This window comes from Streptococcus sp. 339 (assembly GCF_013277285.1).
Classification (GTDB): Bacteria; Bacillota; Bacilli; order Lactobacillales; family Streptococcaceae; genus Streptococcus; species Streptococcus pseudopneumoniae.
Map to the genome: position 1 here is coordinate 44,779 of NZ_VMMR01000027.1, position 21,587 is coordinate 66,365.

Here is a 21,587-nt window from a genome sequence, read left to right on the forward strand (position 1 = left end):
TTTGCTCTTTGATTTTTGTTGATAAAAAGAAATGCTCCTCCACGATGGAAGAGCATTTTTATTGTGATTTTGATTCAGTTTCTGCAGACTCGGGATGGAGTTCTTGGTAACTTGGTGCCTTGAAAAGGTCAGTACTAGTTTTGCCTTGTCGTTGGCTAAAGAGGCTGGTTGACTGACTACCTTTTTCCTGTTCAATCTTTTGCAGAATTGGCAAGGAATTGAGGTAAGAAATACTTTCAGTATCAACTTTTCCAAGATGATCTGCTTGGTAGAAACGTATCAAATCACCAGTTTGAATCTGGTCGCTGATTTTTAGCTGTTGGCTGGCTGCCTGCCGAACGCTTTCTAGTTCAGTTTGAGCTTGTTCATCAAGATTGCTGATTTCAAGACCGCTCTCAGTATAGTAGGTTCGTCCGTCGTAGCTGGTGTATTTTGGTGTGACGAAGGAATTGGCAGTTCGAAAGGCAACGATTTCTTGATGGTCTGGAGACAGAAGGTCTTGCCCAACTTGAAGGAAGGAACTGGACTCAATACCAAGGAGGTGTTCGAGAGTCGGTAAGATATCGATTTGTCCACCGTAGGTATTGATGATTTGTCCTTTTTCATAGCCAGGCATGACCACCATAAAAGGCACTCGTTGCAACATGGCATTGTCGTAATTCGACCAGTTCTCAGAAGTCTTTCCAATCAAGGGTGCCAGCTCAGGATTGCGGGAGTTGGAAATACCATAATGGTCTCCGTAAATGACGATGATGGATTTTTCATAGAGGCCACTTTCTTTGAGATAGTCAAAGAAGGCTTTAATGGCACTGTCCAGATAGTTGGCTGTTTGGAAGTAGCCATTGATTGTTTCATCTTTGGTCTTAGCCAGTGGGAAACCAAGCTCATCGCCAGTCAGATTGCTAGCATAGGGATAGTGATTGGACACCGTGATATACTTGGCATAAAAAGGCTGCTGCAAATGCTCCAGATACTGAATAGAATCTTTCATCATGATTTTATCATTTAAACCATATTGGAAAGAATTGCTACTGTCTTGCTTGGTGAAGTAGGATGCATCAAAGAAGTATTGATAGCCCCATTGTTTGTAGGTCGTATTTCGGTTCCAGAAGGTCCCAATATTACCGTGAAAGACAGCACTTGATTGATAGCCATTTTTTGTTAGGATAAAAGGCGCTGCCTGCTGGGTATTGGTACTTCCATAGTTGACCATAAAGGAACCTTGGTCAAGTCCAAACAAACCAGTCTCTAGCATGGTTTCCGCATCTGAGGTTTTACCAGCCTTGACTTGGTTAAAGATATTCGAAAAGGCTAGTGTAGATTGCGAATGGTAGAGGGAATTAAGAAAGGGAGTGACTTCATGCTCAGTTCCATCTAGGTTGAGTTTATAGTCAAGTAGGAACTGCTGGAAGCTCTCCAAGTGGAGATAAATCACATTTTTTCCTTTGGCCAAGCCAAAATAGTCTGGATTGGGCTTAGCCGAATGCTCTTGAATATAATCTGTAATAGGTTGAAGGTCAGTCTCAGAGGCCTTAGCCCGTTCTTTATTAGCGCTATAGGATTGGTTGGCACTATAGCCTAAAAAAGCTGGTAAACTGAGGGCGCGGACAACATAATAATTCGAAAATCCTCGCGATAGGAGATCGGGACGCTCAATTTCAGCCAAGAAAAGGTTAGCTGAAAAGAGCAGGGCAGAGAGAGCAGTGATGGCAACACTGGAGCGGAATTTGAAAGGTCTCCTATCCAGCTGGATGAATTTTTTATAGAAAAGGAAAGCCAGCAGTGGGAAATCCATAAAATAGATGAAATCCCAAAAGCGCAGTAACTCTAATTCTGCAGTACCAACAGACACCTTGCTGACCACCTTCATGGTATTAGCCGTGATAAAGTCACTAAATTCTCGATAGTAAAAGACGTTGGAATAAAGCCAAATGAATAAAAGGCTATAAATAGCTATACTCAGACCATAAAAGATTTTGGTTGACCGAGCATAGAGGGCTAGAGCCAGCAGGAGTAGCCCCAAGGGAAGGGGATTGAAAAAGGCGATAAAGGCAAGGTAATTTCCCTGCAACTTGCCCACTTGAATATCTAAATTAAAGTCAACGGCATAGGCTAATAAGGTTTTGAGCCAATAGAGGATTAAAAGGGTTAGGACAAAACCCAGTCTGGTACCCATGGCTTTTTGGATTTTGTTAAAATTGCTTTTCACACATTTACTTCCTAATTTTTTATTAGTATTAGTATACCATTTTTTAAAAGAAGAGTAAAAAAGCAAGGGTAGTTTCTTTTTTGAGAATTGTCTAAAAGTTTGATATAATGGTAGTTATGAATAGAATAAGAGTTAGCAAAAGGGTTGAAAAGAAGCTTGCTAAGGGGCTAGTTTTACTAGAAGCCAGTGATCTTGAAAATGTCAATCTTAAGGATCAGGAAGTAGAAGTGCAGGGTCAAGAAGGAACCTTTCTTGGGACTGCCTACCTTTCTCAGCAAAACAAGGGCTTGGGTTGGTTTATCAGTAAAGACAAGATCACCTTCAATCAAGCTTTCTTTGAAATGCTGTTTAGACAAGCTAAAGAAAAGAGAAGAGCCTACTATCAAGATGATTTGACAACTGCCTTTCGTCTCTTCAACCAAGAGGGAGATGGCTTTGGCGGTCTGACAGTGGACCTCTATGGCGACTATGCTGTCTTTTCTTGGTATAACTCTTATGTTTATCAGATTCGTCAGACCATCTCAGAAGCCTTTAGACAGGTTTTTCCTGAGGTGTTAGGGGCCTATGAGAAGATACGCTTTAAGGGTTTGGACTATGAATCTGCCCATGTTTATGGTCAAGAAGCACCTGACTTTTTCACTGTTCTGGAAAATGGTGTTCTGTATCAAGTCTTTATGAATGATGGCTTGATGACAGGAATTTTCCTAGACCAGCATGAGGTTCGTGGTAGTCTGGTCGATGGCTTGGCTATGGGCAAATCCTTGCTCAATATGTTTTCCTATACAGCAGCTTTTTCAGTAGCTGCGACCATGGGAGGAGCAAGTCAGACAACTTCTGTGGACCTAGCCAAACGTTCACGAGAATTGTCTCAAGCGCATTTTCAGGCAAATGGAATCAGCACAGACGACCATCGTTTTGTGGTCATGGATGTCTTTGAATATTTCAAGTATGCCAAACGAAAAGGCTTGACCTACGATGTGATTGTCCTAGATCCGCCTAGCTTTGCTCGGAACAAAAAACAGACCTTCTCTGTGGCCAAGGATTATCACAAGTTGATTTCCCAGAGTCTTGAGATTTTAAATCCAGGAGGGATTATCATTGCTAGTACCAATGCTGCCAATGTTTCCCGTCAGAAATTTACAGAACAAATTGATAAAGGCTTTGCAGGAAGAAGTTACCAGATTTTAAATAAATACGGTCTTCCAGCAGACTTCGCCTATAATAAAAAAGATGAAAGTAGTAATTACCTCAAGGTGATTAGTATGAAGGTTAGTAAATGAAATTAATCGTTTCAGTAATGCCAAGAAGTTTAGAGGAGGCCCAGGCTCTGGATGTCACAAGGTACCTGGATGCCGACATCATTGAATGGCGTGCCGACTATCTGCCTAAAGAAGCGATTTTGCAGGTGGCTCCAGCTATTTTTGAAAAATTCGCAGGTCGTGAGTTGGTTTTCACGCTACGAACTCGCTCTGAAGGGGGAGAAATTGACCTTTCTTCAGAAGAATATATCCATTTAATCAAGGAAGTGGTGCAACTCTATCAACCAGACTATATTGATTTTGAGTACTATAGCTACAAGGATGTTTTTGAGGAAATGCTGGACTTCCCAAATCTCGTTTTGAGTTACCACAATTTCCAAGAAACACCTGAAAATATGATGGAAATCTTGTCAGAGTTGACGAGCCTAAATCCAAAACTTGTCAAGGTTGCGGTGATGGCTCATACGGAGCAGGATGTGCTAGACTTGATGAACTATACACGGGGCTTTAAAACCCTCAATCCTGAGCAGGAATATGTAACTATTTCTATGGGTAAGGTGGGCAAGGTTTCTCGTATCACTGCGGATGTGACTGGTTCGAGTTGGTCTTTTGCCAGTCGGGATGAGGCTAGTGCCCCTGGTCAGATTTCTCTAGCTAGCATGAAAAAAATCAGGGAGATTTTGGATGAAGCTTGATGGCTATACACGTTTAGCTGCAGTTGTTGCCAATCCTATTAAACATTCTATTTCTCCCTTCATCCACAATAGGGCCTTTGAGGCGACAGCTACCAATGGTGTTTATGTTGCTTGGGAGATTGAAGCGAGTGATTTGGCAGAAACAGTAGCCAATATTTGTCGCTACCAGATGTTTGGCATCAATCTGTCCATGCCCTATAAGGAGCAGGTGATTCCTTATTTGGACGGGCTGAGCGATGAGGCGCGCTTGATTGGTGCGGTCAATACGGTTGTCAATGAGAATGGGAATTTGATTGGATATAATACAGATGGCAAGGGATTCTTTAAGAGTTTGCCTTCTTTTACAATTACAGGTAAGAAGATGACCCTGCTGGGTGCAGGTGGTGCGGCCAAGTCCATTATAGCGCAAGCCATTTTGGATGGTGTCAGTCAGATTTCGGTCTTTGTTCGTTCCGTTTCTATGGAAAAAACAAGACCTCACCTAGACAAGTTACAGGAGCAGACAGGCTTTAAAGTGGACTTGTATGCTTTAGAAGATGTTTCGGAACTGCAAGCAAGGATTGCCGATTCGGGCTTACTGGTCAATGCGACTAGTGTGGGCATGGATGGTCAATCATCCCCAGTTCCAGAAAACATCAATCTGACAGAGACTCTCTTGGTCGCAGATATCATTTACCAACCCTTTGAAACGCCATTTTTGAAATGGGCTAGAAGTCAGGGCAATCCAGCAGTCAATGGTCTGGGAATGTTGCTCTATCAAGCTGCAGAAGCTTTTCAACTGTGGACAGGCAAGGAAATGCCGACAGAAGAGATTTGGCAGTCTTTAACAGAAAAATACCAATAAAGAAAGGGAGACTCTCCTATGAAAATCAGAATCGATATTCCTCATCATCCTTATGATATTCAGATTGAAAAAGGTTGTCTGGCTCAGGCTGGTCAATGGTTGCGAGAACTGTGGCAACCACAAAAAGTGCTAATCGTAACAGACAACCATGTAGCTTCTCTTTATGCTGAGAAGGTCAAACTCAGCCTAGAAGATGCTGGTTTTCAGGTAGCTGTTTTTGACTTTTTAGAAGGGGAAGAAAGAAAGAATTTAACTACTGTTCAGAAAGTATATGAATTTCTAGTTAAGCAGGGGTTGACTCGTAGCGATGGAATCGTGGCTCTCGGCGGTGGTGTCGTTGGGGACCTGGCTGGTTTTGTAGCCTCTACCTATATGCGGGGTATTCACTTTGTTCAGATTCCGACCAGTTTAACTGCCCAGGTGGATTCGTCTATCGGTGGAAAGACAGGCGTTAACACTCCATTTGCAAAGAATATGGTGGGTACCTTTGCCCAACCAGATGGGGTTCTGATTGACCCGCTTGTCCTTGAAACGCTTGGAAAAAGAGAGTTGATTGAAGGGATGGGGGAGGTCATCAAGTATGGCTTGATTGAGGATCCAGAACTGTGGGCTCTTTTGACGGAGCTGGATGGTTCTGTTGAGAGCATTCTGGAACATGCAGAGACCTTGATTGAACATTCTTGTCAGGTCAAGCGCAAGATGGTAGTTGAGGATGAGTTGGACAATGGTGTTCGCCTTTACCTCAATTTTGGCCACACCATTGGTCATGCCATTGAAGCAACGGCTGGGTATGGGAAAGTCATGCATGGTGAAGCTGTTGCCATGGGAATGGTGCAGATTTCCAAGGTGGCTGAGGAAAAAGGCCTTATGCCAGAAGGAATAACTCAGTCCATTACAGCTATGTGTCAGAAATTTGGCTTGCCTGTTGACTATGAAAACTGGGATGTTGACAAGCTTTATCAGGCTTTGACTCATGACAAGAAAGCGCGTGGCAACATCTTGAAATTGGTCTTGGTGCCAGAGCTTGGTTCAGCGACCATTCACCCAGTTTCTCTGGAAGAGATGAAAGACTACTTGGTAAAATAAGGAGAGTGTATGAGATATTTAACTGCAGGAGAATCACACGGACCCCGTCTGACAGCTATCATTGAGGGAATTCCAGCTGGGCTTCCTTTGACAGCTGAGGATATCAATGGCGACCTTAAACGCCGTCAGGGTGGCTACGGCCGCGGTGGTCGTATGAAAATTGAGAGCGACCAAGTTATCTTTACTTCGGGCGTTCGCCACGGGAAGACGACAGGGGCGCCTATTACCATGGATGTCGTCAATAAGGACCACCAGAAATGGCTGGACATCATGTCTGCAGAGGACATTGAAGACCGCCTTAAAAGCAAACGAAAAATCACCCATCCTCGTCCAGGTCATGCCGATTTAGTTGGGGGCATCAAGTACCGTTTTGATGATTTAAGAAATTCTTTGGAGCGTTCATCAGCTCGTGAAACCACCATGCGGGTAGCAGTGGGGGCAGTGGCCAAACGCCTCTTGGCTGAGCTGGGTATGGAGATTGCTAATCATGTCGTGGTTTTTGGTGGCAAGGAAATCGATGTTCCTGAGAATCTCACAGTTGCTGAGATTAAGAAACGAGCTGCCCAGTCTGACGTTTCTATTGTCAACCAAGAACGGGAACAGGAAATCAAGGATTATATTGACCAAATCAAGCGTGATGGAGATACCATCGGTGGGGTTGTGGAGACAGTCGTTGGAGGTGTTCCAGTTGGTCTTGGTTCCTATGTCCAATGGGACAGAAAATTGGATGCGCGATTGGCCCAGGCAGTTGTCTCTATCAATGCTTTTAAAGGGGTGGAATTTGGTCTTGGCTTTGAAGCTGGTTATCGTAAAGGCAGCCAAGTCATGGATGAAATTCTCTGGTCTAAAGAAGACGGTTATACCCGCCGTACCAACAATCTGGGAGGTTTTGAAGGTGGTATGACTAATGGGCAACCGATTGTTGTTCGCGGCGTGATGAAGCCCATTCCTACTCTCTACAAACCACTTATGAGTGTGGATATCGAAACCCATGAACCCTACAAGGCAACAGTCGAAAGAAGTGATCCGACCGCTCTTCCAGCAGCAGGAGTGGTTATGGAAGCCGTTGTGGCAACGGTTCTGGCACAAGAAATCCTTGAAAAATTCTCATCAGACAATCTAGAGGAATTAAAAGAAGCGGTAGCCCAACACCGAGATTATACAAAGAACTATTAAGGAGTTCCTATGGCAAAAACAATCTATATCGCAGGTCTTGGTTTGATTGGTGCCTCTATGGCGCTTGGTATCAAACGCGATCATCCAGATTATGAAATTTTAGGGTATAATCGCAGTCAAGCTTCGAGAGATATTGCCTTGAAAGAAGGCATGATTGACCGTGCAACGGATGATTTTGCCAGTTTTGCTCCTTTGGCAGATATCATCATTCTCAGCTTGCCAATCAAACAAACCATTTCCTTTATTAAGGAGTTGGCCAACTTGGACTTGAAAGAAGGTGTCATTATTTCAGATGCTGGTTCGACTAAGTCAGCCATTGTAGATGCGGCGGAGAACTATTTAGCTGGCAAGTCTGTTCGCTTTGTCGGAGCCCATCCCATGGCTGGTAGTCACAAGACAGGGGCTGCTTCTGCGGATGTCAATCTTTTTGAAAATGCCTATTATATCTTTACACCTTCAAGCCTGACAAGTCAGGACACGCTTAAGGAAATGAAGGATCTGCTTTCAGGTCTTCATGCCCGTTTTATCGAGATTGATGCCCAGGAGCATGATTGTGTGACTTCTCAGATTAGCCATTTCCCTCATATTCTGGCTTCTAGTCTCATGGAGCAGACTGCGGTCTATGCTCAAGAACATGAGATGGTAAGGCGCTTTGCGGCCGGTGGTTTTCGAGATATGACCCGAATTGCGGAAAGCGAGCCGGGTATGTGGACCTCTATTCTCTTGTCCAATCGTGAGACTATTCTAGACCGAATTGAGGATTTTAAGGAACGTTTGGAAGCGATTGGTCAGGCCATTAGTAAGGGGGATGAAGAGCAAATTTGGAACTTTTTTAACCAAGCGCGTGAACAACGCCAGACCATGGAAATCCATAAGCGTGGTGGTGTGGATAGCTCTTACGACCTCTATGTTGACGTTCCTGATGAAGAAGATGTCATCCTGCGGATTTTGGAACTGCTACGTGGAACTTCCTTGGTTAACATCCACATCAACGAGGAAAATCGTGAAGATATTCACGGAATCCTACAAATTTCATTTAAAAATGCTCAAGACTTGGAACGAGCCGAGCATCTCATAACAGAAAATACCGACTACACAGTCGTTGTCAAATAAGGAGAAAATTATGCCAAATATTTACGATAGTGCAAACGAACTCAGTCGCGGTCTACGCGAATTACCAGAATACAAGGCTGTTAAAGCAGCTAAAGATGCGATTTCAGCAGATGCTGAGGCGAGCAAAATCTTTACAGAATATGTTGCTTTCCAAGAGGAAATTCAAAGACTGGCTCAGACAGGTCAAATGCCAGACGCTTCTTTCCAAGCTAAGATGGAAGGCTTTGGCAAGCAGATTCAAGGGAATGGCCTCTTATCAGAATTCTTTACCAAGCAACAACAATTGGCCATTTATCTTTCTGACATTGAAAAAATTGTTTTCGAACCAGTTTCAGAATTGCTAAAATAAGAAAATAACTATCATAAAGTCAGGAATTTTTAAGGAATTTCTGGCTTTTTATGATAAAATAGGTAAAAGTATTGCAAGTATGAGGTTCAGTATGAAACTAAAAACAAACATTTGCCACTTACATGGCAGTATCCGCGTTCCAGGTGACAAGTCTATCAGCCACCGTTCCATTATCTTTGGAAGTTTGGCTGAGGGTGAGACTAAGGTTTATGATATTCTGCGAGGTGAAGACGTTCTTTCGACCGTGCAGGTTTTTCGTGACCTTGGTGTTGATATTGAGGATAAAGATGGGGTTATTACCATTCAAGGTGTCGGTATGGACGGCCTAAAAGCTCCGCAAAATGCTCTTGATATGGGAAATTCTGGAACCTCGATTCGTCTGATTTCAGGTGTTCTTGCTTGTGCAGACTTTGAAGTAGAAATGTTCGGAGACGACAGTCTATCCAAACGTCCTATGGACCGTGTGACCCTTCCACTGAAAAAAATGGGCGTCAGCATTTCAGGGCAAACTGAACTAGACTTGCCTCCCCTTCGCTTAAAAGGGACGAAAAACCTAAGACCTATTCATTATGAGTTGCCAATTGCCTCTGCCCAAGTCAAGTCAGCCTTGATGTTTGCAGCCTTACAAGCTAAGGGGGAGTCAGTTATTATCGAAAAAGAGTGCACCCGTAATCATACTGAAGATATGTTGAAACAATTTGGTGGTCATTTAAGTGTGGACGGTAAGAAAATCACAGTCCAAGGGCCACAAAAATTGACAGGACAGAAGGTGGTCGTACCAGGAGATATTTCCAGTGCAGCCTTTTGGTTAGTCGCAGGTTTGATTGTTCCAAATTCTCGTCTAGTGCTGCAGAATGTGGGGATCAATGAAACTCGCATCGGTATTATTGATGTCATTCGTGCCATGGGTGGAAAATTGGAAATAACTGAAATCGATCCAGTCGCTAAATCTGCAACCTTGATTGTTGAGTCTTCTGACTTGAAAGGAACAGAGATTTGTGGCGCTTTGATTCCACGTTTGATTGATGAATTGCCTATTATTGCCCTACTTGCGACCCAAGCCCAAGGTGTAACAGTTATCAAGGATGCTGAGGAACTTAAGGTCAAGGAAACAGACCGCATTCAGGTGGTGGCAGACGCCCTGAATAGTATGGGAGCAGATATCACACCTACAGCAGATGGAATGATTATCAAAGGAAAATCCGCTCTTTACGGTGCTAGAGTCAATACGTTTGGAGACCACCGAATTGGCATGATGACAGCCATCGCAGCTCTCTTGGTTGCAGATGGAGAAGTGGAACTTGATCGGGCAGAAGCCATCAATACCAGCTATCCTAGCTTCTTTGATGATTTGGAGAACTTGACTCATGGCTAAGGTGTTACTAGGCTTTATGGGTGCTGGCAAATCGACTATTGCAAGAGGTTTAGACCCAGACTACCTTGATATGGATGCTCTGATAGAGAAGCGTTTAGGTATGTCCATTGCGGAATTTTTCGCGGAAAAGGGCGAAGCGGCCTTTCGTCAGGTAGAGTCAGAAGTCCTAGCTGATTTACTACAAACAGACCAAGTCGTGTCAACTGGAGGAGGAGTGGTTATTTCTCAGAGAAATCGTGACTTACTCAAGACTAATACAGATAACATCTACCTGAAAGCAGATTTTGAAACCCTCTACCAACGTATCGCAGCTGATAAGGATAATCAGCGCCCGCTTTTTCTAAATAATAGCAAGGAAGAACTTGCAGCTATTTTCCAAGAAAGACAGGTTTGGTATGAGGAAGTGGCTAGTCGGATTTTGGATGTGACCAAGCTAAGTCCGGAGGAAATTATAGAGGAACTAAGATGAAAATTGCTTATCTAGGTCCCAAGGGATCATTTTCACACCATGTTGTGCAGACAGCTTTTCCTAATGAGGAATTGCAGGCTTTTGCCAACATTACAGATGTCATCAAGGCTTATGAGCAAGGATTAGTGGACTATTCTGTGGTGCCAGTTGAAAATTCTATTGAGGGTAGTGTTCATGAAACCTTGGACTATCTTTTTCATCAGGCTCACATCCAAGCAGTAGCAGAAATCGTTCAGCCTATTCATCAGCAGTTGATGGTGGTTCCAGGCCGTACTAAGATTGAAAAGATTTTTTCACATCCACAGGCCTTGGCTCAAGGAAAGAAATTCATCGATGAACAATATCCAGAGGCTCAAATCGAGGTAACAGCTAGTACAGCTTATGCGGCCCGTTTTATTTCCGAACATCCAGACCAGCCCTTTGCAGCAGTTGCACCTAGAAGTTCTGCTGAAGAATATGGATTGGAACTGATTGCCGAGGATATTCAGGAAATGGAAGCCAATTTCACACGTTTCTGGGTTCTAGGAGCTGAAAAGCCTAGTATTCCCTTGCAAGCACAAACTGAAAAGATGAGTTTGGCCTTGACATTACCTGACAACCTTCCAGGTGCACTTTATAAGGCCCTGTCGACCTTTGCTTGGCGAGGAATTGACTTGACAAAAATTGAAAGTCGTCCACTCAAGACAGCACTGGGTGAATACTTTTTCATTATCGATGTGGATTATACCGATAAGGACTTGGTCCACTTTGCCCAAAAAGAATTAGAAGCGATTGGAATCCAGTATAAAATTCTGGGTGCCTATCCTATTTATCCAATATCAGACCATGGAAAGGAGAGAAGATGAGTAAAGAAAATCCCTTAAGTCATCATGAGCAGTTGCGTTATGATTATTTGCTAAAAAATATTCATTATCTCAATGAGAGAGAAAAAAATGAGTTTGCCTATTTGCAAGAAAAGCTAACTCTTGCTAGGGGAAATAGTAGCTCTAGCTTGGAACAAGAAAGAGAAGAGCAGGTTGACTTACCAAGCTATGCGAACCGGAGTCGCTCACAATCCAAATCACAAGCACTCTCTTTCCCTCCAAAAAAGAAAAGACGGAAGCTCCGTCTTAAACGAATTTTTATGGTGATTTTTTCACTTTTGGTCTGTGTGGCTTTGGCCATGGTATTCATGTTTTTGCGTGGTTACCAAGAAGCTAGCGCAAAGAAAACTGCTGATGCTAAGGCAGCACAGGTTCAAGTCTTTAATGGTCAGGACACTAGAGATGGAGTTAATATTTTGATCATGGGGACAGACGGTCGAATCGGTCAAAATAGTGCTGAGACGCGGACGGACTCTATTATGGTATTAAATGTTGGCGGCTCAGATAAGAAAATGAAGCTGGTCAGCTTCATGCGTGACAATTTGGTTTATATAGACGGTTACAGCCAAGTCATTAAAGGTAGAAAACAGACGGATAACAAGTTAAACGTAGCCTATGAGTTAGGAGAACAAGAGGGGCAAAAAGGGGCAGAAATGGTTCGTCAAGTCTTGAAAGATAATTTTGACTTGGACATTAAGTACTATGCCTTGGTTGATTTTCAGGCCTTTGCAACAGCGATTGACACACTTTTCCCTGATGGGGTGACAATTGATGCTCAATTTTCAACATTGAATGGGCGCCCACTAACAGAAGCTACAGTCGGAGATGATTTACACGCTACTGAGACTGAGTCTCCAACCCAAACCATCAAAGTCGGAAAACAGCAGATGAACGGTTCAACCTTGCTCAATTATGCTCGTTTCCGTGATGACGATGAGGCGGATTACGGCCGTACAAAAAGACAGCAACAAGTTTTAACAGCAATTTTAGAGCAAATTAAAGATCCCACTAAACTTTTCACTGGTTCTGAAGCTCTTGGAAAGGTTTTTGCTATGACCTCAACCAACGTACCCTATACTTTCCTCCTAACAAACGGTTTATCTGTTTTGGATGGAGCAAAAAATGGTATTGAAAAATTGACGATTCCAGAACTGGGTGACTGGGTAGATGCCTATGATGTTTATGGAGGCTTGGGCTTGCTGGTTGATCAAAACAAATATCAGAATAAATTGTCTCAGATGGGTTTGAGATAAGATAAGACAGAAAAATCAAAGCTTGAAGGCTATTTATCTAGCAGTCAGGCTTTGATTTTTTACAGTCTGCAATAGATTTTCACCCCCTATTTGTGGTATAATGAAACGATACGATAGAAAGAATAATGAATAATATGACTGATTTAAAAGCAATTCAGGCTCGAAGTCTGGAGATGGCTGAATATTTTGTGGCCTTTTGCAAGGAACATGATTTACTTTGTTATCTCTGTGGGGGAGGTGCTATTGGTGCCCTTCGAAACAAGGGGGTTATTCCTTGGGACGACGACCTAGACTTTTTTATGCCCCGTAAAGATTATGAGAAATTAGCAGAATTATGGCCTCGTTATGCAGATGAACGTTATTTTTTGTCAAAGAGTCACAAGTATTTTGTCGACCGTAATCTTTTTATTACCATTCGTGACAAGGAAACGACCTGCATTAAACCTTACCAGCAAGATTTGGATTTGCCACATGGTTTGGCTTTGGATGTTTTGCCTTTAGATTATTATCCTAAAAATCCAGCTGAGCGGAAAAAACAGGTTCGTTGGGCACTGATTTATTCTCTTTTTTGTGCTCAAACTATTCCAGAAAAGCATGGCGCACTTATGAAATGGGGAAGCCGTATTTTACTGGGTGTGACTCCAAAATCTCTCCGTTATCGCATTTGGAAAAAAGCTGAGAAAGAAATGACTAAGTATGATTTGGCTGAGAGCGATGGCATCACAGAATTATGCTCAGGTCCTGGCTACATGAGAAATAAGTACCCAATCGCATCTTTTGAAGACAATCTTTTCTTACCATTTGAAGGGACAGAGATGCCTATTCCAGTTGGCTACGATGCCTATCTCAGCACTGCTTTTGGAGATTATATGACGCCACCACCAGCAAATAAGCAAGTACCGCATCATGATGCTGTCATCGCTGATATGGATAAGTCTTATACAGAATACAAGGGAGAATATGGTGGCTAAGAAAAAAATCTTATTTTTTATGTGGTCTTTTTCTCTCGGGGGTGGAGCAGAGAAGATTCTGTCGACAATTGTTTCAAATCTGGATCCAGAAAAGTATGATATTGATATTCTTGAAATGGAGCACTTTGACAAGGGATACGAATCTGTTCCCAAGCATGTAGGCATTTTAAAATCCCTTCAAGATTATCGCCAAGCTAGATGGTTACGAGCTTTTTTGTGGAGAATGAGAATTTATTTTCCAAGGCTGACTCGTCGCTTGCTTGTAAAAGATGACTATGATGTTGAAGTTTCTTTTACCATTATGAATCCACCACTGTTGTTTTCTAAAAGAAAAGAAGTCAAGAAAATCTCTTGGATTCATGGAAGTATCGAAGAACTTCTTAAGGATAGCTCTAAAAGAGAATCACATAGAAGCCAGTTGGATGCTGCGAATACAATTGTAGGGATTTCAAAAAAGACCAGCAATTCTATCAAGGAAGTTTATCCAGATTATGCTTCTAAATTACAGACAATCTACAATGGATATGATTTTCAGACTATTCTAGAAAAATCTCAAGAGAAGATCGATATCGAGATTGCTCCTCAAAGTATCTGTACTATCGGACGGATTGAGGAAAATAAGGGTTCTGACCGTGTAGTGGAAGTGATACGATTATTACACCAAGAGGGAAAAAACTATCACCTTTACTTTATAGGTGCTGGTGGTATGGAAGAAGAACTGAAAAAACGGGTCAAAGAGTATGAGCTTGAGGACTATGTACATTTCCTTGGTTATCAAAAAAATCCTTACCAGTATTTGTCTCAGATGAAGGTCCTCTTGTCTATGTCTAAACAAGAAGGTTTTCCTGGAGTGTATGTGGAGGCCTTGAGTCTGGGTCTTCCTTTTGTCTCTACGGATGTCGGAGGGGCTGAGGAATTATCCCAAGAAGGACGATTTGGACAAATCATTGAGAGCAATCAAGAGGCAGCTCAGGCGATTACTAATTACATGACTTCTGCCTCAAACTTTGATGTCGATGAGGCTAGCCAATTCATTCAACAATTCACAATTGCCAAACAAATCGAACAAGTAGAAAAACTATTAGAGGAGTAGCATGGAAACTGCATTAATTAGTGTCATTGTGCCAGTCTATAATGTGGCGCAGTACCTAGAAAAATCGATAGCTTCCATTCAGAAGCAGACCTATCAAAATCTGGAAATTATTCTTGTTGATGATGGTGCAACAGATGAAAGTGGTCGCTTGTGTGATTCAATCGCTGAACTAGATGACAGGGTGTCAGTACTTCATAAAAAGAATGAAGGATTGTCACAAGCACGAAATGATGGAATGAAGCAGGCTCAGGGGGATTATCTGATTTTTATTGACTCAGATGATTATATCCATCCAGAAATGATTCAGAGCTTATATGAGCAATTAGTTCAAGAAGATGCGGATGTTTCGAGCTGTGGTGTCATGAATGTCTATGCTAATGATGAAAGCCCACAGTCAGCCAATCAGGATGAGTATTTTGTCTGTGATTCTCAAACATTTCTAAAGGAATACCTCATAGGTGAAAAAATACCAGGAACGATTTGCAATAAGCTAATCAAGAGAGAGATTGCAACTGCCCTATCCTTTCCAAAGGGATTGATTTACGAAGATGCCTATTATCATTTTGATTTAATCAAGTTGGCCAAGAAGTATGTGGTTAATACCAAACCCTATTATTACTATTTCCATAGAGGGGATAGCATTACGACCAAACCCTATGCAGAGAAGGATTTAGCCTATATTGATATCTACCAAAAGTTTTATAATGAAGTTATGAAAAACTATCCTGATTTGAAAGAGGTTGCTTTTTTCAGATTGGCCTATGCCCACTTCTTTATTCTGGATAAGATGTTACTAGATGATCAGTATAAACAATTTGAAGCCTATTCTCAGATTCATCGTTTTTTAAAAGGCCATGTCTTTGCTATTGCTAGGAATCCAATTTTCCGTAAGGGGAGAAGAATTAGTGCTTTGGCTCTATTCATAAATATTTCCTTATACCGATTCTTATTACTAAAAAATATTGAAAAATCTAAAAAATTACATTAGAACGGGGGTGAGCAAGTGATTGATGGAAAACGATTGTTATTTAGTTTGACCATAGTCAGTTATGCCTTGACGCTAGTAAGTGGAATTGTGTATCTGTTTAATAATAATAATGTTAGCTTACTTTCTACTTTATTGTTCTTGTTGGTTAGTAGCTTAATTGCCTGCTGGAATGATATCAAGTATTACTTAATCCATTTTATTTTCTATTTAACCATTTTTGTCTTTCTGGTATCAAGACCAACCATTGATTATTTTAGGGATGGCGCTCTGGATACCTATCATCCCATAGCCTATCGCTTTGCCTTTATAGTCGTCATGGTTTCGATTCTGGGCTTGACGACAGGAGGTATCCTAGCTCGTTACTTCATAGCTAGGAAGAAAATAAAAGTAGCAAATATAGGAAGTTCTCTAAAAGAGGTTTATACCAAGCGGTTACGCTTTGTATCACTAGGAGTTTTTCTTCTAACCTATCCTTTCTATTTCATTCGGTTATTTGAACGACTCCTGTATCGCTTGCAGACTTCCTACTATGCCTACTATGCAAATTTTGAAAGTAAACTGCCTTATTTTACCTATATCTTATCAACATTTACGGTCTATGCAATGTGTATGTATTTGGCAACCAAGCCAAAGAAATGGCAGGCCACAGCAGTGCTTATCTCCTTTATTGCAGCCAATACTATTCATTTGGCAATCGGGACACGAAATCCTTTTATTTTAAGTATTTTATTTGCTTTTGTTTATTACTTTATGCGGGAGCAAACAGAAAAGGGAAAATGGATTGGGTTTAAAGAAAAGTTAGCGATTTTTGTAGGTTCTCCTATTCTCATGTTAGCGATGGGAGTGCTCAATTATGTACGGGATAATGTCCAAGTTTCCCATACAGGTTTCTGGGATATCTTACTTGACTTTATCTATAAACAAGGAACTAGTTTTGGTGTTCTGGCTCGAGGTTTTCTATTTAACAGTAGCCTCCCTTACCGAGATTTCCGTAATTTTACTTTTGGTCCTGTTCTTGATTATTTTGCAAGGGGGAGTTTGGGGGCAATTTTCGGAGGAAAAGCCTTTGAGCATACAACCAATAGTGTGGAATTGGCTATTGATAGTAATAGTTATGCCCATAATCTATCCTATCTTGTCTTGAACAAGGAATATTTAAAAGGACATGGTATCGGAAGTAGCTATATCATGGAGTTGTATACAGACTATGGTATGATAGGAGTCTTTCTACTTAGTCTCTTACTCGGTGTCTTATTTATAGCCATGCTGCAAGTAGCCTATCGCTCAAGGACAATCCTATTTGCTTTATCCCTACTCATCTTGAATAATCTATTCTTTATGCCAAGAAGCAGCTTTTCAGAAAGTTTCTTCAATTTATTTACAATGCAATTCTGGGGAATTGTTCTTGTGATGATATTCGTAGCAAAAATACTTACAAAAGAAAACCAGTATCTACTAAACAAAGGAGAAAAAAATCATGTTTGAACATTATTCAGTAGCTGATTTATTTGCAAATCTTTATAAAAAACGAAAAGTAAATATTTTAGCTCTCATCGTTTTATTTGCTCTCATTGCTGTACCATTTACAATTAAAGCAGTTAGGAATAAAAACACTGTCAAAGATACAACAAGTTATTCAACTTATCTTAGCTATAAAATCACTCCTCCAGAAGACTCAGCTAAAACAATTTTGAATCATCAAATTGGTGGTTATAGTGATTTTTATGGGAAATTGATTGATGGTAATTTGAATGGAGCTTATCTTTTCAATGATGTAGAGCCCAGTGAGTTGAAAAAAATTGCCAGTGAATTAGACACGACAGAGACAACCTTGAAAAATTCAACGAATGATTATTGGTGGAAAAAATTGACCGTCTACTATATGATTGACGATGCAGGGGTTGGTGTGAAAATTTTGACATCAAGTAAAGATGCTAATGATTTGTTAGAGCGAAAAATTGATGGATTGATTGAGAAATTTAAACACACTTTTGCAAATGTAAAAATTGAAAAATTGGAAACCATCAACTCTAAAGAATTGAATGCAAACGGTGAGACAGCGCTTGGATTGAATGTGAAGAATTTGATTCTCCGTTTAGCTGTTATTGGAGTAGTCTGTGTGATTTTGGTTGTGATGGGAAATGTATTGGTTTATCTCTTTAATCCAACAATCAATAGAGCAGGTGATTTTTCTCAGTATCAAATTGATTTTGTAACAGAGATTACAACAATTGCTAACCTAGCAGATGTCTTGTCATACAAAAATGCTGGACAAGAATTAACAATCGTTAGCTCAAATAAAGCTATCCTAGATAAATTGAAACAGAGTCAAGAGGCTTTAAAAGGAATGCATTTTGTAGATTTACAGGATGTATCATCTCTTTTGGAAAGAGATACAGTCCTTCTTGTTGAAGAGTACGGAGTGACTCGTTATAAGAAATTTGAACAAAGTCTTCAAATTCTTAGAAACTTAAATCGTTCTATCCTCGGTGTAGCAACCTTTAAACTATAAGCTTTCTGATGTATTAGGTCTTCAAAGTCGAACAAGAAGTTTGATTTTGAAGGCTTTTTCTATCTGTCTGCAGAAATTTTCTCTTGGAGTCTCCTATAGAAAGACCCTAGGGAAAATCTATCCGTATAGAGGAGCCTTCTTTTGATAAAATCGTAAAAATCTAGTATAATAGATAGAACTGAAAGTATGAGGTTACTAGCAATGAAAATGAAACAAATTAGTGATACAACTTTGAAAATCACGATGTCTTTAGAGGATTTGATGGATCGTGGCATGGAGATTGCTGACTTTCTTGTCCCTCAAGAAAAAACAGAAGAGTTTTTTTATGCTATCTTGGATGAGTTAGAGATGCCTGATAGCTTTCTAGATACAGGTATGTTGAGCTTCCGTGTGACTCCAAAACCTGATAAGGTTGATGTCTTTGTAACCAAATCAAAGATTGACCAAAATCTAGATTTTGAAGATTTATCGGATTTACCAGATATGGAAGAATTGGCTCAAATGTCGCCAGATGAGTTTATTAAAACCTTAGAAAAGAGCATCGCAGACAAAACTAAGGATGATATCGAAGCCATTCAATCTCTTGAGCAAGTCGAAGCCAAGGAAGAAGAGCAGGAGCAGGCTGAACAAGAAGCTGAGAGTAAGAAAGAACCTTACATCTACTACATCCTTTCTTTTGCTAAGTTGGCTGACTTGGTGGCTTTTGCTAAGACAGTGACTTTTGAGATGGAAACTTCTGAACTCTACAAGATGAATGAGCGCTATTATTTGACCATTTTAGTGGATATTGAAAATCATCCAAGTCCATATCCAGCTTGGCTGTTGGCCCGTATGCGCGAGTTTGCGGACGATAGTGATATCAGTCGTTCAGTCTTGCAGGAGTATGGCCAAGTCTTGATGAATCACGATGCAGTGACCAATCTGCAAAAGATTGGATAATCACTTCTGGAAAATTATTTCTAGATTTTAGGAAGAGCGAATCATCAGATTCGTTTTTTTCTTTTCTAGACTGAAATAGTGATTTACTATGATAGGAATTTTCACAAAATTCTGTTATAATGGCTATATTAGAAAATTTCGAGGAGATAAAGATGACAGTTAAAATTGCTTTACTAGGATTTGGTACCGTTGCAAGTGGTGTGCCTTTCCTCCTAAAGGAAAATGGAGAAAAAATCAATCAATCAGCACATTCAGAGATTGAAGTTGCTAAGGTATTGGTCAAGGATGAAGATGAAAAGAATCGCTTACTTGCAGCAGGGAATGACTTTAACTTTGTAACCAATGTGGATGATATTTTATCAGATCAAGACATTACAATCGTAGTGGAATTGATGGGGCGTATCGAACCTGCTAAAACCTTTATCACTCGTGCCTTGGAAGCTGGAAAACACGTTGTTACTGCTAACAAGGACCTTTTGGCTGTCCATGGCGCAGAATTGCTAGAAATCGCTAAAGCCCACAATGTAGCACTTTACTACGAAGCAGCAGTAGCTGGTGGGATTCCAATTCTTCGTACTTTAGCAAATTCCTTGGCTTCTGATAAAATTACGCGCGTGCTTGGAGTAGTCAACGGAACTTCCAACTTCATGATGACCAAGATGGTGGAAGAAGGCTGGTCTTACGATGATGCTCTTGCGGAAGCACAACGTCTAGGATTTGCAGAAAGCGATCCGACGAATGACGTAGATGGGATTGATGCAGCCTACAAGATGGTTATTTTGAGCCAATTTGCCTTTGGCATGAAGATTGCCTTTGATGATGTAGCCCACAAGGGAATCCGCAATATCACACCAGAAGACGTAGCTGTAGCTCAAGAGCTTGGTTACGTAGTGAAATTGGTTGGTTCTATTGAGGAAACTTCTTCAGGTATTGCTGCAGAAGTGACTCCAACCTTCCTACCTAAAGCGCACCCACTTGCTAGTGTGAATGGCGTAATGAACGCTGTCTTTGTAGAATCTATCGGTATTGGTGAGTCTATGTACTACGGACCAGGTGCGGGTCAAAAACCAACTGCAACAAGTGTTGTAGCTGATATTGTCCGTATCGTTCGTCGTTTGAATGATGGTACTATTGGCAAAGACTTCAACGAATATAGCCGTGACTTGGTCTTGGCAAATCCTGAAGATGTCAAAGCAAACTACTATTTCTCAATCTTGGCTCCAGACTCAAAAGGTCAGGTCTTGAAGTTGGCTGAAATCTTCAATGCTCAAGATATTTCCTTTAAGCAAATCCTTCAAGATGGCAAAGAGGGTGACAAGGCGCGTGTCGTTATCATCACACACAAGATTAATAAAGCCCAGCTTGAAAATGTCTCAGCTGAATTGAAGAAGGTTTCAGAATTCGACCTCTTGAATACCTTCAAGGTGCTAGGAGAATAAGATGAAGATTATTGTACCTGCAACCAGTGCCAATATCGGGCCAGGTTTTGACTCGGTCGGTGTAGCTGTAACCAAGTATCTTCAAATTGAGGTCTGCGAAGAAGGAGATGAGTGGTTGATTGAACACCAGATTGGCAAATGGATTCCACATGATGAGCGTAATCTCTTGCTCAAAATCGCTTTGCAAATTGTACCAGATTTGAAACCTAGACGCTTGAAAATGACCAGTGATGTTCCCTTGGCGCGTGGTTTGGGTTCTTCCAGCTCAGTTATTGTGGCTGGGATTGAACTAGCCAACCAATTGGGGAAACTCGACTTGTCTGATCATGAAAAATTGCAGTTAGCGACCAAGATTGAAGGACACCCTGATAATGTGGCTCCAGCCATTTATGGTAATCTCGTTATTGCAAGTTCTGTTGAAGGGCAAGTCTCTGCTATCGTAGCAGACTTTCCAGAGTGTGATTTTCTAGCTTACATTCCAAACTATGAATTACGTACTCGCGACAGCCGTAGTGTCTTGCCTAAAAAATTGTCTTATAAGGAAGCTGTTGCTGCAAGTTCTATCGCCAATGTAGCGGTTGCTGCCTTGTTGGCAGGAGACATGGTGACCGCTGGGCAAGCAATCGAGGGAGACCTCTTCCATGAGCGCTATCGTCAGGACTTGGTAAGAGAATTTGCGATGATTAAGCAAGTGACCAAAGAAAATGGGGCCTATGCAACCTACCTTTCTGGTGCTGGGCCGACAGTTATGGTTCTGGCTTCTCATGACAAGATGCCAAGGATTAAGGCAGAATTGGAAAAGCAACCTTTCAAAGGAAAACTGCATGACTTGAGAGTTGATACCCAAGGTGTCCGTGTAGAAGCAAAATAAAGAATAGAAGATAGGATGGGGAAACTCTTGACCAGAGGGTTTCATATCCTTTTTGTGAAAAGAAGTTTATACTCAATGAAAAT

Annotated in this window: 20 protein-coding genes; 19 read left to right on the forward strand and 1 reads right to left on the reverse strand. The window is 41.2% G+C overall.

The window, feature by feature from the left end:
* Positions 1-58 precede the first annotated feature (58 nt).
* Positions 59-2,176, reverse strand: coding sequence for an LTA synthase family protein (locus tag HT736_RS03510; protein ID WP_166728004.1), 2,118 nt, complete (start codon positions 2,174-2,176; stop codon positions 59-61).
* A gap of 149 nt (positions 2,177-2,325) precedes the next feature.
* On the opposite strand from HT736_RS03510, the gene HT736_RS03515 reads away from it, so the two are divergent.
* From HT736_RS03515 to thrB, 19 genes are all read left to right on the forward strand, one after another.
* Complete coding sequence (locus HT736_RS03515) at positions 2,326-3,489, forward strand: class I SAM-dependent rRNA methyltransferase (RefSeq protein WP_014017286.1); 1,164 nt, start codon at positions 2,326-2,328, stop codon at positions 3,487-3,489.
* A complete protein-coding gene (gene aroD / locus HT736_RS03520) occupies positions 3,486-4,163 on the forward strand; it encodes a type I 3-dehydroquinate dehydratase (protein WP_172930757.1) in 678 nt (225 codons plus the stop codon). The genes HT736_RS03515 and aroD overlap by 4 nt, the downstream gene beginning before the upstream one ends.
* Positions 4,153-5,007, forward strand: a complete 855-nt coding sequence (locus HT736_RS03525) for a shikimate dehydrogenase (RefSeq protein ID WP_000762494.1) — start codon at positions 4,153-4,155, stop codon at positions 5,005-5,007. Before aroD ends, HT736_RS03525 begins: the two co-directional genes overlap by 11 nt.
* A gap of 18 nt (positions 5,008-5,025) precedes the next feature.
* Positions 5,026-6,093: a 3-dehydroquinate synthase gene (aroB, locus tag HT736_RS03530; protein ID WP_000702126.1), complete on the forward strand. Its 1,068-nt coding sequence runs from the start codon at positions 5,026-5,028 to the stop codon at positions 6,091-6,093.
* Between the two features lie 9 nt (positions 6,094-6,102).
* Positions 6,103-7,269 (forward strand): chorismate synthase, encoded by a 1,167-nt coding sequence (gene aroC, locus HT736_RS03535; protein WP_138700317.1) that lies wholly within the window; start codon positions 6,103-6,105, stop codon positions 7,267-7,269.
* Positions 7,270-7,278: 9 nt separating this feature from the next.
* Positions 7,279-8,382, forward strand: coding sequence for a prephenate dehydrogenase (locus HT736_RS03540; RefSeq protein ID WP_138700316.1), 1,104 nt, complete (start codon positions 7,279-7,281; stop codon positions 8,380-8,382).
* Between the two features lie 10 nt (positions 8,383-8,392).
* Positions 8,393-8,731, forward strand: coding sequence for a YlbF/YmcA family competence regulator (locus tag HT736_RS03545; RefSeq protein ID WP_119919994.1), 339 nt, complete (start codon positions 8,393-8,395; stop codon positions 8,729-8,731).
* 91 nt (positions 8,732-8,822) lie between these two features.
* Entirely contained in the window at positions 8,823-10,106 is a 1,284-nt protein-coding gene (gene aroA, locus HT736_RS03550; protein WP_138700315.1) for a 3-phosphoshikimate 1-carboxyvinyltransferase, read from the forward strand.
* Positions 10,099-10,575 carry a shikimate kinase gene (locus tag HT736_RS03555; protein WP_023939772.1) on the forward strand — a complete coding sequence of 159 codons (477 nt, stop codon included), beginning with the start codon at positions 10,099-10,101 and terminating at the stop codon, positions 10,573-10,575. Before aroA ends, HT736_RS03555 begins: the two co-directional genes overlap by 8 nt.
* Positions 10,572-11,420 (forward strand): prephenate dehydratase, encoded by an 849-nt coding sequence (gene pheA, locus HT736_RS03560; RefSeq protein WP_138700314.1) that lies wholly within the window; start codon positions 10,572-10,574, stop codon positions 11,418-11,420. The genes HT736_RS03555 and pheA overlap by 4 nt, the downstream gene beginning before the upstream one ends.
* Positions 11,417-12,691 (forward strand): polyisoprenyl-teichoic acid--peptidoglycan teichoic acid transferase Psr, encoded by a 1,275-nt coding sequence (gene psr / locus HT736_RS03565; RefSeq protein ID WP_166728003.1) that lies wholly within the window; start codon positions 11,417-11,419, stop codon positions 12,689-12,691. Before pheA ends, psr begins: the two co-directional genes overlap by 4 nt.
* 125 nt (positions 12,692-12,816) lie before the next feature.
* Positions 12,817-13,662, forward strand: coding sequence for a phosphorylcholine transferase LicD (locus HT736_RS03570; RefSeq protein ID WP_205380669.1), 846 nt, complete (start codon positions 12,817-12,819; stop codon positions 13,660-13,662).
* A complete protein-coding gene (locus tag HT736_RS03575; RefSeq protein ID WP_171043382.1) occupies positions 13,652-14,755 on the forward strand; it encodes a glycosyltransferase in 1,104 nt (367 codons plus the stop codon). Before HT736_RS03570 ends, HT736_RS03575 begins: the two co-directional genes overlap by 11 nt.
* Position 14,756: 1 nt before the next feature.
* Entirely contained in the window at positions 14,757-15,743 is a 987-nt protein-coding gene (locus HT736_RS03580) for a glycosyltransferase family 2 protein (RefSeq protein ID WP_119919999.1), read from the forward strand.
* Between the two features lie 15 nt (positions 15,744-15,758).
* Positions 15,759-17,228 carry an O-antigen polysaccharide polymerase Wzy family protein gene (locus HT736_RS03585; protein ID WP_119920000.1) on the forward strand — a complete coding sequence of 490 codons (1,470 nt, stop codon included), beginning with the start codon at positions 15,759-15,761 and terminating at the stop codon, positions 17,226-17,228.
* Positions 17,221-18,255 carry a prephenate dehydratase gene (locus HT736_RS03590; protein ID WP_138699322.1) on the forward strand — a complete coding sequence of 345 codons (1,035 nt, stop codon included), beginning with the start codon at positions 17,221-17,223 and terminating at the stop codon, positions 18,253-18,255. Before HT736_RS03585 ends, HT736_RS03590 begins: the two co-directional genes overlap by 8 nt.
* 201 nt (positions 18,256-18,456) lie before the next feature.
* On the forward strand, positions 18,457-19,194 hold the full coding sequence (gene mecA, locus HT736_RS03595) for an adaptor protein MecA (RefSeq protein ID WP_000782675.1): 738 nt from the start codon (positions 18,457-18,459) through the stop codon (positions 19,192-19,194).
* 152 nt (positions 19,195-19,346) lie between these two features.
* Positions 19,347-20,633 (forward strand): homoserine dehydrogenase, encoded by a 1,287-nt coding sequence (locus HT736_RS03600; RefSeq protein ID WP_000216345.1) that lies wholly within the window; start codon positions 19,347-19,349, stop codon positions 20,631-20,633.
* A 1-nt stretch (position 20,634) separates the two neighbouring features.
* Positions 20,635-21,504, forward strand: a complete 870-nt coding sequence (gene thrB, locus HT736_RS03605; protein WP_000692401.1) for a homoserine kinase — start codon at positions 20,635-20,637, stop codon at positions 21,502-21,504.
* The last annotated feature ends 83 nt before the right edge of the window (positions 21,505-21,587 follow it).

Excerpts from the sequence above, each read along its gene's own strand:
- HT736_RS03510 (WP_166728004.1), bottom strand. The coding sequence starts at position 2,176 with ATGGGTACCAGACTGGGTTTTGTCCTAACCCTTTTAATCCTCTATTGG.
- HT736_RS03515 (WP_014017286.1), top strand. The coding sequence starts at position 2,326 with ATGAATAGAATAAGAGTTAGCAAAAGGGTTGAAAAGAAGCTTGCTAAG.
- aroD (WP_172930757.1), top strand. The coding sequence starts at position 3,486 with ATGAAATTAATCGTTTCAGTAATGCCAAGAAGTTTAGAGGAGGCCCAG.
- HT736_RS03525 (WP_000762494.1), top strand. The coding sequence starts at position 4,153 with ATGAAGCTTGATGGCTATACACGTTTAGCTGCAGTTGTTGCCAATCCT.
- aroB (WP_000702126.1), top strand. The coding sequence starts at position 5,026 with ATGAAAATCAGAATCGATATTCCTCATCATCCTTATGATATTCAGATT.
- aroC (WP_138700317.1), top strand. The coding sequence starts at position 6,103 with ATGAGATATTTAACTGCAGGAGAATCACACGGACCCCGTCTGACAGCT.
- HT736_RS03540 (WP_138700316.1), top strand. The coding sequence starts at position 7,279 with ATGGCAAAAACAATCTATATCGCAGGTCTTGGTTTGATTGGTGCCTCT.
- HT736_RS03545 (WP_119919994.1), top strand. The coding sequence starts at position 8,393 with ATGCCAAATATTTACGATAGTGCAAACGAACTCAGTCGCGGTCTACGC.
- aroA (WP_138700315.1), top strand. The coding sequence starts at position 8,823 with ATGAAACTAAAAACAAACATTTGCCACTTACATGGCAGTATCCGCGTT.
- HT736_RS03555 (WP_023939772.1), top strand. The coding sequence starts at position 10,099 with ATGGCTAAGGTGTTACTAGGCTTTATGGGTGCTGGCAAATCGACTATT.
- pheA (WP_138700314.1), top strand. The coding sequence starts at position 10,572 with ATGAAAATTGCTTATCTAGGTCCCAAGGGATCATTTTCACACCATGTT.
- psr (WP_166728003.1), top strand. The coding sequence starts at position 11,417 with ATGAGTAAAGAAAATCCCTTAAGTCATCATGAGCAGTTGCGTTATGAT.
- HT736_RS03570 (WP_205380669.1), top strand. The coding sequence starts at position 12,817 with ATGAATAATATGACTGATTTAAAAGCAATTCAGGCTCGAAGTCTGGAG.
- HT736_RS03575 (WP_171043382.1), top strand. The coding sequence starts at position 13,652 with ATGGTGGCTAAGAAAAAAATCTTATTTTTTATGTGGTCTTTTTCTCTC.
- HT736_RS03580 (WP_119919999.1), top strand. The coding sequence starts at position 14,757 with ATGGAAACTGCATTAATTAGTGTCATTGTGCCAGTCTATAATGTGGCG.
- HT736_RS03590 (WP_138699322.1), top strand. The coding sequence starts at position 17,221 with ATGTTTGAACATTATTCAGTAGCTGATTTATTTGCAAATCTTTATAAA.
- mecA (WP_000782675.1), top strand. The coding sequence starts at position 18,457 with ATGAAAATGAAACAAATTAGTGATACAACTTTGAAAATCACGATGTCT.
- HT736_RS03600 (WP_000216345.1), top strand. The coding sequence starts at position 19,347 with ATGACAGTTAAAATTGCTTTACTAGGATTTGGTACCGTTGCAAGTGGT.
- thrB (WP_000692401.1), top strand. The coding sequence starts at position 20,635 with ATGAAGATTATTGTACCTGCAACCAGTGCCAATATCGGGCCAGGTTTT.